Raw genomic sequence first — 13528 nt, forward strand, 5'->3', positions numbered from 1 at the left:
TTTTTTATGGCTCCTCGACTGCGCTCGGAGCTAGGGAATGCTCCGAGCGCAGTCGAGGAGCGGCCTATCAAAACCCTAGCGCTGCCGCAAGTTCATGTCTCACCATAACCAACCCCGTAATCACGATGTTCGCGATTGCCAACGGAATCAAACCTTGCCAGCCCAAACGCATCAATTGGTCGTAACGGAATCTCGGGATTGTCCATCTTACCCACATAAAGAAAAAGATGAACGCACAAATCTTGATGAACAACACGGCGACTCCAATCAAGTTGCCGGCATTCACGCCCCAATGTTCGATCGCCCATCCCATTCCAGGATAATTGTATCCGCCAAAATAAAGCACCGACAAGATCGTAGACGAGATGAACATACTCGCATATTCGGCGAACAAATAGAAGCCCATTCGCATCGATGAATATTCGGTGTGGTAACCTCCGATCAATTCGGCCTCGCATTCCGCCAAGTCAAATGGCGTACGGTTGGTTTCCGCAAACGAACACACAAGGAAAATGATGAATCCGAGCGGTTGGTAGAACACATTCCAGTTCATTCCCGCCTGTTGTTCCGAAATTTCTTTTAAGCTCAACGTTCCGCTCATCATCAGCAAAGCGATCAACGACAAGCCCATCGCGACTTCGTACGAAATCATCTGCGAAGACGCACGCATCGCACTCATCAACGAGAATTTGTTGTTCGATGCCCATCCGCCGATCATGATGCCGTAAACGCCAACAGACAAAACGCCGAAAACGTAAAGAATCGAGACGTCAATGTCCGTCGCCTGTAAAATCACTTCGTGTCCGCCGATGACCAATTTGTCGCCCCAAGGAATTACGGCGCTCGTCATCAAAGCCACGCTCATCGAAATGGCAGGTCCGACTACGAACAGGAATTTATTCGGTGTGTTCGGAAGGAATTCTTCTTTCGAGAACAATTTCATACCGTCGGCAAGCGGCTGCAAAAGCCCAAGCGGCCCGGCGCGGTTCGGTCCGATACGATCCTGAAGCCAAGCGGCGACTTTTCTTTCGGCCCAAGTCGAATACATCGCGGCCAACATCGTGATCGCGAAAATCGTGAAGATGAAAATCGACTTTTCTATGATGATTGCGCTCTCCATTATACGTTTCCTTCTTTAAATACTTCTTGTTCTTCGGGGCGAAGCGGTCGCGACGCCATCGAGATTTTCTTTCTGTCTTCGTCTCGTCCGAGCAAGATTTTCTCTTCGGTTTCGATGACGACAGGAGCGATTTTACGCGTGTAATTGTTCGCGTTGATAACCGAATCTTTCTCGAAACGGCGCGGTCCTTCAATTACCCAATCGTTCGCGTCTTTGTGGTCGAAACGGCATTCGTTGCAGATGAATTCCTCAACTTCGTGGTATTCGTCTTTGCGTCCCGTCACGCGCTGGATTTCGTTTCCGAACATCCAAACGGTGGTCTTTCCGCAACATTTATCGCAATTTCTGTGAGCGTTGAACGGTTTGTTGAACCAAACGCGCGACTTGAATCGGAAGGTTTTATCGGTCAAAGCACCAACCGGACAAACGTCGATCATGTTTCCTGAAAACTCATTGTCGATGGCTTTCGAGATACAAGTCGAGATATTCGAGTGGTCGCCTCTGTCCAAAACGCCGTGAACACGTCCGTCAGTCAATTGGTCGGCGACCATCACGCAACGGTAGCACAAAATGCAACGGTTCATGTGAAGTTGGATGTTCGGGCCGATGTCTTCGGGTTCGAACGTCCTTTTTTCTTCGATATATCTGGTTTCGGACTTTCCGTGCTTGAAGCTCAGATTCTGAAGATCGCACTCACCGGCCTGGTCGCAAACCGGACAGTCAAGCGGATGGTTGATCAAAAGGAATTCGGTCACCGATTTACGCGCGTCGGTTACTCTTTCGGATGCGGTGCTGTTCACTTCCATTCCGTCCATCACGCCCGTCACGCAAGAAGCGACGAGCTTCGGCATCGGACGCGGATCAGCTTCCGAACCTTTGGAAACTTCAACCAAACAACAACGGCATTTTCCGCCGCTGCCTTTGAGTTTTGAGTAATAGCACATGGCCGGAGGAACCGATTCGCCTCCAATCATGCGGGCCGCCTGCAGGATTGTTGTTCCTGGTTCGACGTCTATGCTTTGACCATCTATGGTTACTTTCATAATTGTGATGTCTAGACTGTAGCTTTCGCTATCAGGTGTTTGACTTTTTCGAACGGTTCTTCAACGAAGTGATCACGGTTCTTGATTTTTTCAGGGAAACGCACGTGGTATTCGAATTCATCGCGGAAATGACGGATCGCAGCCGCAACCGGCCAAGCTGCCGCATCTCCAAGCGGGCAAATGGTATTTCCTTCGATTTTGGCTTGGATGCTCCACAAAAGATCGATGTCTTCTTCGCGTCCGTGACCGTTTTCGATTCTATGTAAAACTTTCTCAAGCCAGCCTGTTCCTTCGCGGCAAGGCGAACATTGACCGCAAGATTCATGGTGATAGAAGCGGGAGAAATTCCAGGTATTTCGTACGATACAAGACGTGTCGTTGTAGACGATGAATCCGCCCGAACCAAGCATGGAGCCAGTTGCGAAACCGCCGTCGGACAATGATTCGTATGACATCAAGCGATCTTCACCGTTCGCCGTTTTATAAATCAAATTGGCAGGAAGAATCGGTACCGATGAACCTCCGGGAACGAATGCTTTCAAAGGTCTGTCCGAACTCATTCCGCCAAGGTATTCGTCCGAATTCATGAACTCATAAACCGAAAGACCAAGCTCGATTTCGTAAACACCGGGATTTTTGATGTGGCCCGAAGCTGAAATCAACTTCGTCCCAGTCGAACGTCCGATTCCGATTTTGGCATATTCCGCGCCTGTGTTCATGACGATCCACGGCACGGCAGCAATCGTTTCTACGTTGTTTACAACCGTCGGATTTGCCCAAAGACCGGAAACGGCCGGAAATGGCGGTTTGATTCTCGGGTTTCCGCGTTTGCCTTCGAGCGATTCGATCAGCGCGGTTTCTTCTCCGCAGATGTAAGCACCCGCACCGCAATGCACATAAAGCTCAAGGTCGTAACCTGAACCTTTGATATTTTTTCCGAGCCAGCCGGCCGCTTTTGCCTCAGCGATCGCTTTTTCTAGGATTTTGAACACCCACATGTATTCGCCTCGGATGTAGATGTACGACAAATTCGCGCCCAAAGCATACGAAGACGTGATCATGCCTTCAATTAGCAAGTGCGGAATGTATTCCATGAGGAATCTGTCTTTGAAGGTTCCGGGTTCAGACTCGTCGGCATTGCACACCAAATGTCTCGGCTTGCCCGATTTTTTGTCGATGAAACTCCATTTCATTCCGGCAGGGAAACCCGCGCCACCGCGACCGCGAAGACCAGAGGTTTTGACTTCCTCGACGATTTCATCCGGAGTCATCTTTAAGGCTTTTTCAACAGAAGCGTAACCGCCGTTTTGGCGATAGACTTCGTAACCCTTGATTCCGGGAACGTTTATTTTATCTAGTAATATCTTCTGTGCCATGGTTGGTCATGTTGATTTTGCCTGCGCGGCAATCTTCGATGAGTTGGTCGATTTTGGCCGGAGTAAGGTTTTCATGGTAGAAATCTCCGAGCTGCATCATGGGAGCGTATCCGCAAGCGCCGAGACATTCCACGCCTTTTACGGTGAACATGCCGTCAGCTGTAGTTTTTCCGACTTCGATGCCGAGCTTGTCGCAAGTGTAATCCATAAGGTTTTCTACACCGTTTATCGCGCAGCACGACGTCTGGCAGAATTCGAACATGTACTTCCCGATGGGTTTGAGGTTGTACATGGTATAAAAACTCGCGACTTCGTAAACCTCGATAGGCTTGATTCCGATGATCTCTGCAACTTTGTCCATCAACTCGACCGAAAGCCAGTTGTCGTGCGCATCCTGTACTTCGTGCAAAATCGGAAGCAATGCCGACTTGCGCTTGTCATCCGGATAATGGCTCAACAATTCGTTGATGCGCGCCATCAAAGCGTCGGTGATGTTTATGTCTTGATGTATTCTGATAGAACGATCCATATTTTTCTAATTATAAATTAGGAATGATGAATTATGAATGAAAATGTCCAAAAGGAACAAATCCGGCTTCATAATCGAAAATCAATTCATAATCTGTAATCTTTTTTGCTGAATTTAATTGAAGTGGCGAAAATCGTGTTTCAGGAAAGAGACTTGAATTTTCACAAAACCCCAATTCATAATTTATAATTCATAATTACTAAGCGTCTAGTTCGCCCGCAATCACATTCAAACTCGAAAGCGTCGCGATGGCGTCGGACAACATTTGTCCCTGAACCATATCGTTGAACGCCTGGTAATAAATAAAGCACGGACGGCGGAAGTGCAAACGGTAAGGCGTGCGGCTTCCGTCGGTCGTCAAATAAAAGCCTAGTTCGCCGTTTCCGCCTTCGACCGCGTGATAGACTTCGGTAACCGGAACCGGAACTTCACCCATCACGATTTTGAAGTGATAAATGAGCGCTTCCATGTTGTGGTACACGTCTTCTTTCGGAGGAAGGTAATAATCGGGAACATCAGCATGATACGGACCTTCGGGCATTTTATCGATAGCTTGTCGGATGATTTTGAGCGATTCCCAAACCTCTGCATTCCGCACGCAAAAACGGTCATACGTATCGCCCGATTTTCCGACGGGAATGTCGAATTCGAAATCTTCATAAGAAGAATAAGGCGTCATGACACGAACGTCGTAATCGATTCCCGCAGCGCGCAAGTTCGGGCCCGTGAAGCCGTAAGAGATTGCTTTTTCTGCAGAAATAGGACCTACGTCTATCGTACGATCCATAAAGATTCGGTTGCGCATCAACAGATTTTCGAACTCTTGCCAGATCGGCGGGAATTCTTTGAGCAACGCTTCGATCTTCTCGAAAACGAGAGGCGACCAATCGCGTTCGAAACCGCCGATCCTGCCCATGTTCGTCGTGAGACGCGCACCGCAGATTTCTTCGTAGATCTCGTAAATTTTTTCTCTGTATTGGAAAACGTAAAGGAATCCGGTCAATGCGCCTGTGTCTACACCCAAAACCGAGTTGCAGATGATGTGGTCGGCGATGCGCGCGAGTTCCATTACGATGACGCGCATGTATTGGACGCGTTTCGGGATTTCGATGTTGAGCGCCTTTTCGACCGTCATCCACCAACCGAAATTGTTGATTGGGGACGAACAATAATTCATACGGTCGGTAAGCGGCGTGATTTGGTAGAACGGACGGTTCTCGGCGATTTTTTCAAACGCGCGGTGAATGTAACCGACAGTTCCTTCTCCGTCGAGGATCCTTTCGCCATCCATCAAAAGGATGTTCTGGAAAATCCCGTGGGTTGCAGGGTGTGTCGGCCCGAGGTTCAATATCGAGAGCTCGCTTCCGTCTTCATTCTCGTGTCGTTTGATGACGTCGGCAAAGCGCTGTTCCGGTGGTAGGAGTAAGTCTGACATAATTACGACTTGGTGTAGTTATCGGTTGTACGTCCGAAGAAACGGTCGTCTTTGTCGGTACGTCCGCCGTCTTCCATCGGAAATTCCTTGCGCATCGGGAAGGAGACCATTTCGTCCATATTAAGGATGCGCTTGAGTTGGGGATGCCCTTTGAAGATGATGCCGTAGAAATCGTACGTTTCGCGTTCCTGCCAGTTCGCTCCGAGGAACAAAGGCGTGACGCTGTCGATTTCGGGATTATCGCCGTTCAAATAACATTTGATGCGGATGCGGACGTTGTCGATCCAGTTGTGCATGTGATACACAACTGAGAATTGTCGGCTCTTGTCGGCGTCCGGGAAATGCATGCCGCAAACGTCGGTCAGGAAGTTGAAACGCATCGTGGCGTCGTCCTTCAAAAAGCCCATGACCTCGAGGATGGATTCCGAATCCGCTTCGAAAGTCAATATGTCGTGTATATTGATGAAATCGCTCACAGTACCGCCGAAACGGTCCGAGAGCGATTGTATGATTGCGTTTTGTTCTAAAGCCATCAGATTAAGAGATGTTATAAGAAGCCAAAAGTTCCTGGTATTCAGGCGAGCTGCGTCGGCGTACCGATTCGGTTTTCACCAAATCCTGCAAACGAAGGATGCCGTCGAGGATTTGTTCCGGTCTTGGCGGGCAACCCGGAACGTAAACGTCTACCGGAATTACCTTATCGATTCCCTGAAGTACCGAATACGTATCGAAAATACCACCCGAACAAGCACAAGCACCGACCGAGATAACCCATTTCGGCTCGGCCATCTGTTCGTAAACCTGGCGAAGGATCGGCGCCATTTTCTTGGCGATCGTTCCCATGACGAGCAACATGTCCGCTTGACGCGGAGAAAAACTCATACGTTCCGATCCGAAACGCGCCACGTCGTAATGCGATGCCATCGTGGCCATGAATTCAATTCCGCAACACGAAGTCGCGAACGGCAAAGGCCAAAGCGAATTGGCACGTGCCAGACCCACGACAGAGTCGAGTTTCGTCGCGAAAAAACCTTCTCCCGAATAACCTTCGGGCATCGGTGCGTTGGTATTGATGTTATTTGAATCTGCCATTTTTGATTTTTTTAGTAACGATTTGGAGTTTTCTGCTGCATCATCTCACTTCATTTTCTTCCAGCAGTTAAAATCTTATTCCCATTCAAGGCCTTTCTTGCGGATCACATATACGAACCCGACCACGAGCAACGACATGAAAATGCCCATCTTGATCAAGCCTTCGAGTCCCATCGCCTTGAAATTGGTTGCCCAAGGATACATGAAAATGACTTCGACGTCGAACAAAACGAACAAAATCGCGACAAGGAAGTACTTTACCGAAAACGGGATACGCGCGTTACCGATCGATTCGATACCGCACTCAAAGTTCTTGTCCTTGTTCTGTGATTTGCGTTTAGGGCCGAGGAAAGACGATACGATGATGGTCATGACGACGAATCCGACGGCGAGTCCCATCTGCATCAAAATCGGAAGGTAATCCGTTTGGTTGGTTTCCATAAGAAAAATCGGCTTTTGAATAACTGCAAAGATAACGGCATGTATAGAAAAAAACAACCCTGAGCCGATGTGCTGTCTCGAGCGAGGCTAATTTTTATTCATTATAAATAAGAAACTTAAACATAAAAAAAGCGCCTCCGTTTGGAGACGCCTTAACCCTTGAAAAAATAAGCTATATAGCGATTACTTTAGCAATGTTACCTGAGCTGCAATTTTTCCTTTGCGGCCTTCTTCTTCCTCGAAGTTGACTTTATCGCCTTCCTTAAGGTTTTCGGCTCTTACGCCCGATGCATGAACGAAGATGTCTCTTCCTGTTTCGTCATCTGTAATGAACCCATATCCCTTGGATTCGATGTAAAATTTAATAGTACCTGTACGCATTGTTAATCGGATAAAATGTTAGTGAAACAAATTTAAACTTTAAAGGCAAAAAAAAAAGAACAGCGTTAAAAAAAATACAAAAATTATTGATTAACAGCGTTTTGAAATCGTTTATTACGAATTCGTTATTTTACGTTGAGCTTAATTTGCAATTCGTCCAATTGGGCGGGATTGATATTCGAAGGCGCGTCGATCATCACATCGCGACCCGAATTGTTCTTAGGGAACGCAATGAAATCGCGTATGGTTTCCTGTCCGCCCAAAATCGCCACCAAGCGGTCCAATCCGAACGCCAATCCACCGTGAGGCGGCGCTCCGAACTGGAAAGCGTCCATCAGGAATCCGAATTGGTAACGCGCTTCTTCTTCGGTAAATCCTAAATATTTGAACATCAACGCCTGCGTTTCCTTATCATGTATACGGATCGATCCGCCGCCGATTTCATTTCCGTTCAACACCATATCGTAAGCGTTCGCGCGAACTTTCCCGGGATCGGTTTCAAGCAAGTGCATATCCTCTGGTTTCGGGGACGTGAACGGGTGGTGCATCGCGTGGTAACGTCCCGATTCTTCATCGAATTCCAACAAAGGGAAATCGACCACCCAAAGCGGTGCGAAAACTTCCGGGTTCCTAAGCCCGAGACGCGTCGCGAGTTCCATTCTCAAAGCCGAAAGTTGTGTTCTCGTTTTATTGGCGTTGCCCGACAAGATGAAAATCATGTCGCCGGCTTTTGCTCCGGTGGCTTCGGCCCATTTTTGCAAATCGTCCTGGTCGTAGAATTTATCTACGGATGATTTGAAAGTACCGTCGGTGTTGCATTTCACGTAAACCATTCCGCTTGCGCCGATTTGCGGGCGTTTCACCCATTCGATCAACGCGTCGATTTCCTTGCGCGTCATTTCGCCGCAGTTCGGAGCCGCGATCCCGACAACCAACTCGGCCGAATTGAACACCGAAAAGTCTTTGTTTTGGGCGACGGAATTGAGTTCGCCGAATTCCATCCCGAAACGGATGTCCGGCTTGTCGTTTCCGTACGTTTTCATCGCGTGATCATACGTCATACGTGGGAATTCAGCCACGTCGATTCCTTTGATTTCCTTGAGGAGATGACGCGTCAAGCCTTCGAAAACATTCAAGATATCTTCTTGTTCGACGAATGCCATTTCACAGTCGATCTGAGTGAATTCAGGCTGTCTGTCGGCGCGCAAATCCTCGTCGCGGAAACATTTTACGATCTGGAAATATTTGTCCATTCCGCCGACCATCAAAAGTTGCTTGAACGTCTGCGGCGACTGTGGAAGTGCGTAAAACTGTCCCGGATTCATACGCGAAGGCACGACGAAATCGCGAGCACCTTCGGGAGTCGACTTAATAAGGTATGGCGTTTCGATTTCACAAAATCCTTTTTCGGACAAATAATTGCGGACGCCCATAGAAACTTTATGTCGGAACAACAAACTGTTCTTGACCGGATTGCGTCGGATGTCGATGTAGCGGTATTTCATGCGCAGTTCCTCTCCGCCGTCGGTTTCGTCCTCGATCGTGAAAGGCGGCAAAAGCGCTTCGTTCAAAATGTTCAATTCAGAAACAAGGATTTCGATATCGCCAGTCGCCATATTCGGGTTTTTCGACTCGCGCTCGATGACTTTTCCTTTCACCTGGATCACGAATTCGCGACCCAATGTGCGGGCTTTCTCGAAAACGGTTTTGTCTGTACGCTCCGAATCGAAAATCAATTGCGTAATTCCATAACGGTCGCGCAAATCGACCCACGACATAAAACCCTTGTCGCGCGATTTTTGCACCCAACCGGCAAGCGTAACTTCTGTATTGATATGCGAGGCGTTGAGTTCCCCGCAGTTATGGCTTCTGTACATTTTGAAAAATTTGCTGCAAAAATAGGGATTATTACGCAATCTCGCGGTCGGATTTTGGGTAGCCGGTTTAACAAAAAGTACATTTTTTGTGCACTTGGCGTATTTGGGGAAATCCGAACTTTGCCATTACGGGGAAAGGGCGATGTGGTCCCTACAAAAAACTGCAGATAGCTTGATACAGAAAAAATGTACTTTTTGTTAAAGTATGGGGAGATTTATCGCCTTTTTTGATGAAAACCCCTCGCTGCAGGGTTCAAGATTTTTTAAAGCCTCGTGTTGTCGGATTTCACAAACGATTTCTTTTACAGATGACGTTTATTTTCTATGCGTCTTCCATCTATTATCATGTGAAAATTTTCCCAAACAAATCACCAAATCAAATTATCCCTTACATTTACATCTCTGTTAAAAATCCGACAACACATGAAAAAATTACTTTTAGGGCTATTCCTCGCATCCGCAGGATTGTACGCACAAGACAATAAGGTGAAGTTCACGGCCGAGATCCAGAACCGGAATTCCGATTCCATCGTGATCAAGGGGCGTAATTTCAACAAGGTCATCAAAGGAAAAGACGGAAAATTCTCCGATACTTTCGAAGCGCCTCAAGGTTTCTACCAACTTGGCGACGGAACCGAAGTCACACAGCTTTACCTGACTCCGGGTTCTGACATCACATTGAAAATGGACGCGAAAATGTTCGACGAGACCATCAAGTATTCGGGCAAAGGTTCTGCCGAGAGTAACGTTTTGGCTTATATGGCGATTGAGCAGGAAAAACTCGATCCGCTAATGGAAAAGAACGACCAACAAGGTTTCCTTACCGGATACGACAAACTCACGAAAGACGTTACGGCCAAACTCGGTGAAAAAGACATCAACGATCAGTTCCGCACCCAAATGACGATGAGCCTTCAACAAAGCAAAGGCCAGTTAGAGCAGATGTTCGCGGCCAAAGCGGCCATGGCTAAACTCAACGGAACGGTATCTCCGGACTTCGAATACGAAAACCACAAAGGCGGAAAAACCAAGCTTTCCGCGCTTAAAGGTAAATACGTGTACATCGACACTTGGGCAACCTGGTGTGGGCCTTGCCGTCAGGAAATCCCGCATTTGGCGAAAGTCGAGGAGAAGTACCACGGCAAGAATATCGAGTTCGTAAGCGTTTCGATCGATGCGCAAAAAGACCACGACAAATGGAAGAAATTCGTAGACGACAAGAAATTGGGTGGTGTTCAGGTAATGGCCGACAAAGACTGGAACTCAGACTGGGCTAAGGCTTACGGAATCCAGTCGATTCCGCGCTTCATCTTGATCGGACCTGACGGAAAAATCATCGACTCGGACGCTCCAAGACCATCTGACCCTAATTTGGTCGCGAAATTGGACACTTTGGTCAAATAACAGCAAATAAAAAAATGCGCAATAAAATTGCCATACCCTGAAACCCCGCGTCATTGCGGGGTTTTTTGATTTCCAATGTTAAGTTTTCTTCAATGTTACCAAATTGTTAAGCAAAAGTTTGGTTTGTGTAAAGTGGTTAGCTACATTTGTTTCAGAATGAATGTTTAACCAAAGAATTCCCGTGGTTGTTTCACTATATCTAAAGGAATTCCCAAAAAACCTACTATAATGAAAAAGTACTTTATTGCAGCGGCTATGTTGGTTTCGGCTTTCGTATCGGCCCAGGAGAAAGAGCCAAAACTCGAAGCGGACGGACAATTGGTTAAAGCGACATATTACCACGACAACGGCCAGATCAGCCAGCAAGGCTATTTCAAAGATGGCAAAGCCGATGGCAAATGGATTGCTTACGACATAAACGGAAACAAAAAATCGATGGGAGAATACACCAGCGGCCAAAAAACCGGAAAGTGGTTCTTCTGGAACGACAATACGCTAAGCGAGGTCGACTATTCCAACAGCCGTGTTTCTGCGGTACACAACTGGAATCAGGCCGTAGCCAAAAACTAAATCAGTATTTCCAATATAAAAAGGCTGTCGATTCATCGGCAGCCTTTTTTGTTTTTATGCGTTTTGTGTGTTGCGTATCTTGAAGAATGCGTAAAGCGCGAGCACAGAAAGGACGATCCAAAGCGCGTCGACGAAGAAGATCGAGAACATTCCGTCGGGCAAAGATCGCCATAGCCAATTTCCGGTGACCATTCCGTTTACGATCGGAACCGCGAAACCGACGATACTTCCCAAAAGCAGGCAATATTTATTGATGAAGCCAAGATTTTTCTTGATGAAGAACAACGTGGCCAACACAAGCCATCCGATAAAGTAAAAACCGTAAAGGAACGTCATATCCGAATTCGGGTTGAGTTTTACGGCAATGAACGTCGCGGCCGTAATCGGGAACATCGTCAGTGAAATCGACAAATAGATGCGCACCACGGTTTCGTTGAAACGCTTCTTTTTCGGGTCGATTTTTTTCTTGTCGCGCGCCACAAGCCACAACATCACGCCCGACAGGATCACAAAGCACGTAATCAAACCCAGCATGAAGCTCACGATCTTGAGTCCGTAACCCGCATAATCTCCATAATGGATTTTATACAGCACGTTTTTCGCTCCGTCCAGATAAGTAGTGGCGGCACGCGGATCTTTTTTCGAGACGATGTTTCCGTTAGCATTGAAAACCACGCGCCCGAAACCCGTGAATTTTTCGTCTTTCGGAATCGCACCGTCGGCAATCACCTGCATGTTCGCATCCCCGAAATTCTGCACTTCGATAAATGTCAGGCGGAAATCCCTGAATTGGGTTTCTGCGGTTTTGGCGAGCGCATTCAGGCTGATCGGATTTTCCAGAGGTTTTCCGGTGTATTCGATCGGTTTGTTCGTAAAGCCCAAATCCTGATAGAGTTTCTCCGAATCGTTTCCGAAAAACGTCATCACGCTTGGTGCGACAAGGAAAATATTGATCAGGAAAAACGCGCCCGTCACCGCATACACGAACTGGAACGGCAACCCGATCATGCCTAAAGCCGTGTGGGAATCGGTCCAAAGCGTCTTGAGTTTTTCCTTCGGTCGGAACGTATAGAAATTAGAAACGATCTTTTTCCAATGTACCAGAACGCCCGTGATGATCGCGAACAGGAAGAACAAAGCCGTGAATCCGGCGAGGTAATAGCCATACGGATACGGAATCTGCGCGAGGAAATGCAATCGGTACAAAAACTCCCCAAGCTTGTAATTTTGTTCGTACGTCTCTTTTTTGAACGTCTCGGGATCGACGTACGCATATTGGTGTTCGCGCGCTTTCTTGTCGACAAGCGAATCTTTGGTCGGGTCAAGATGCGCGATAAAAGCCTTCTCGCCATGCGGACGACTTAGTTGAAACGTGCGTCCTTTAAGCACGTAAGCCGTATCCAAAGACGAAATCGCCTTGTCGAAATCGATGTTGAGATATTCATTGGCCTCGGCCGATTCGTTGCGCTGCCAATTGTCGATGTCGTCGCGGAAAAACGAGAACGAGCCCGCAAAGAAAATCACAAACAGCAACACGCTGATCACGATGCCGCTCACGGTGTGCAAATGAAAGAATATGTTGTACTTGCGGTTTTCCATGTCAGGCGTCATAAGAGATTCCGGCGTAAGTCAATCCTGCGAAAATCGCGGTCAGCAGCAAATAAAGCGCCCACATTTTCCAGCCGCTTTTGGCGATGAAGGTCACGATCATGAGCGCCACCCAAACGATAAAGCCCGAATACGCCATCGTAATGAGCATATCCTCGCGATCCAACCAAGAGATAAGCATCTGATGGAACGAAACCGTCACGAGATAACTGCCTAAAATCGCAGCCGTGATCTTCGAGAATCGCGGCCAAAAAGCGGGCGTGAGATATTTAGGATTCGCAGGCATCAGACGAGATTTAGGAGTTCGATCGAAATGGCGATGACGAAAGCGATTCCGGCCGTTTTAAGCGTTACGATTTTCAATGGCGAAAGTAGTACAATCAGGCTTCCGAATACGATCAGCATCACAAAAAACACGAATGTTCCCGCTCCGATGCCTCTGTTCATCACCAACAACAGGAGTGCGGCAATAAGCAATAGCAATCCTGCCGTTTTTGCGTTCGAAGGATTGTTCCTAAGCCAAAGCTCCAATTTGGAATCTCCCGTCAAAACCGCTTTTCTCGAAGAATTGTAACCCGAGAAGAATCCGAAGAAAGCCAATAACGCGCCTATTGTCATCATATCGAAACCGTATTTTACATCAGCCCGAAAA

The 13528-nt window shown here is 47.5% G+C and carries 15 protein-coding genes; 2 read left to right on the forward strand and 13 right to left on the reverse strand.

What is annotated here, in order from left to right; all coding sequences use genetic code 11:
- Nucleotides 1-67: 67 nt before the first annotated feature.
- From nuoH to aspS, 10 genes are all read right to left on the reverse strand, one after another.
- The gene (nuoH, locus tag HZF10_RS05745; RefSeq protein WP_176005227.1) at nt 68-1120 is read right to left on the reverse strand and encodes an NADH-quinone oxidoreductase subunit NuoH; all 1053 of its coding nucleotides are present in this window, start codon (nt 1118-1120) and stop codon (nt 68-70) included.
- On the reverse strand, nt 1120-2163 hold the full coding sequence (locus tag HZF10_RS05750) for an NADH-quinone oxidoreductase subunit G (RefSeq protein WP_176005228.1): 1044 nt from the start codon (nt 2161-2163) through the stop codon (nt 1120-1122). The genes nuoH and HZF10_RS05750 overlap by 1 nt, the downstream gene beginning before the upstream one ends.
- A gap of 11 nt (nt 2164-2174) precedes the next feature.
- On the reverse strand, nt 2175-3539 hold the full coding sequence (gene nuoF / locus HZF10_RS05755; RefSeq protein ID WP_176005229.1) for an NADH-quinone oxidoreductase subunit NuoF: 1365 nt from the start codon (nt 3537-3539) through the stop codon (nt 2175-2177).
- Nucleotides 3514-4068, reverse strand: coding sequence for an NADH-quinone oxidoreductase subunit NuoE family protein (locus tag HZF10_RS05760; protein WP_176005230.1), 555 nt, complete (start codon nt 4066-4068; stop codon nt 3514-3516). The genes nuoF and HZF10_RS05760 overlap by 26 nt, the downstream gene beginning before the upstream one ends.
- 199 nt (nt 4069-4267) lie before the next feature.
- A complete protein-coding gene (locus HZF10_RS05765; RefSeq protein WP_176005231.1) occupies nt 4268-5503 on the reverse strand; it encodes an NADH-quinone oxidoreductase subunit D in 1236 nt (411 codons plus the stop codon).
- A gap of 2 nt (nt 5504-5505) precedes the next feature.
- A complete protein-coding gene (locus HZF10_RS05770) occupies nt 5506-6036 on the reverse strand; it encodes an NADH-quinone oxidoreductase subunit C (protein ID WP_176005232.1) in 531 nt (176 codons plus the stop codon).
- 4 nt (nt 6037-6040) lie between these two features.
- Nucleotides 6041-6595, reverse strand: a complete 555-nt coding sequence (locus HZF10_RS05775; protein WP_306454590.1) for an NADH-quinone oxidoreductase subunit B — start codon at nt 6593-6595, stop codon at nt 6041-6043.
- A 75-nt stretch (nt 6596-6670) separates the two neighbouring features.
- Nucleotides 6671-7036, reverse strand: coding sequence for an NADH-quinone oxidoreductase subunit A (locus HZF10_RS05780; RefSeq protein ID WP_176005233.1), 366 nt, complete (start codon nt 7034-7036; stop codon nt 6671-6673).
- Nucleotides 7037-7219: 183 nt separating this feature from the next.
- Nucleotides 7220-7417, reverse strand: coding sequence for a cold-shock protein (locus HZF10_RS05785; protein WP_176005234.1), 198 nt, complete (start codon nt 7415-7417; stop codon nt 7220-7222).
- 125 nt (nt 7418-7542) lie between these two features.
- On the reverse strand, nt 7543-9294 hold the full coding sequence (gene aspS / locus HZF10_RS05790; protein WP_176005235.1) for an aspartate--tRNA ligase: 1752 nt from the start codon (nt 9292-9294) through the stop codon (nt 7543-7545).
- 423 nt (nt 9295-9717) lie between these two features.
- On the opposite strand from aspS, the gene HZF10_RS05795 reads away from it, so the two are divergent.
- Both HZF10_RS05795 and HZF10_RS05800 read left to right on the forward strand, forming a co-directional pair.
- Nucleotides 9718-10698 (forward strand): TlpA family protein disulfide reductase, encoded by a 981-nt coding sequence (locus HZF10_RS05795; protein ID WP_176005236.1) that lies wholly within the window; start codon nt 9718-9720, stop codon nt 10696-10698.
- Between the two features lie 228 nt (nt 10699-10926).
- Nucleotides 10927-11268: a toxin-antitoxin system YwqK family antitoxin gene (locus tag HZF10_RS05800; protein WP_176005237.1), complete on the forward strand. Its 342-nt coding sequence runs from the start codon at nt 10927-10929 to the stop codon at nt 11266-11268.
- Between the two features lie 54 nt (nt 11269-11322).
- Here HZF10_RS05800 and HZF10_RS05805 read toward each other — a convergent pair whose 3' ends face one another.
- From HZF10_RS05805 to HZF10_RS05815, 3 genes are read right to left on the reverse strand one after another with little or no spacing between them, the layout of a single operon-like run.
- Nucleotides 11323-12879, reverse strand: a complete 1557-nt coding sequence (locus HZF10_RS05805) for a PepSY-associated TM helix domain-containing protein (protein WP_246282485.1) — start codon at nt 12877-12879, stop codon at nt 11323-11325.
- A complete protein-coding gene (locus tag HZF10_RS05810) occupies nt 12869-13162 on the reverse strand; it encodes a hypothetical protein (protein WP_176005238.1) in 294 nt (97 codons plus the stop codon). Before HZF10_RS05810 ends, HZF10_RS05805 begins: the two co-directional genes overlap by 11 nt.
- Complete coding sequence (locus HZF10_RS05815; protein ID WP_176005239.1) at nt 13162-13497, reverse strand: hypothetical protein; 336 nt, start codon at nt 13495-13497, stop codon at nt 13162-13164. The genes HZF10_RS05810 and HZF10_RS05815 overlap by 1 nt, the downstream gene beginning before the upstream one ends.
- Between the last annotated feature and the right edge of the window lie 31 nt (nt 13498-13528).

Origin of the sequence: Flavobacterium agri, assembly GCF_013401995.1 — a bacterium.
Taxonomy (GTDB): domain Bacteria; phylum Bacteroidota; class Bacteroidia; order Flavobacteriales; family Flavobacteriaceae; genus Flavobacterium; species Flavobacterium agri.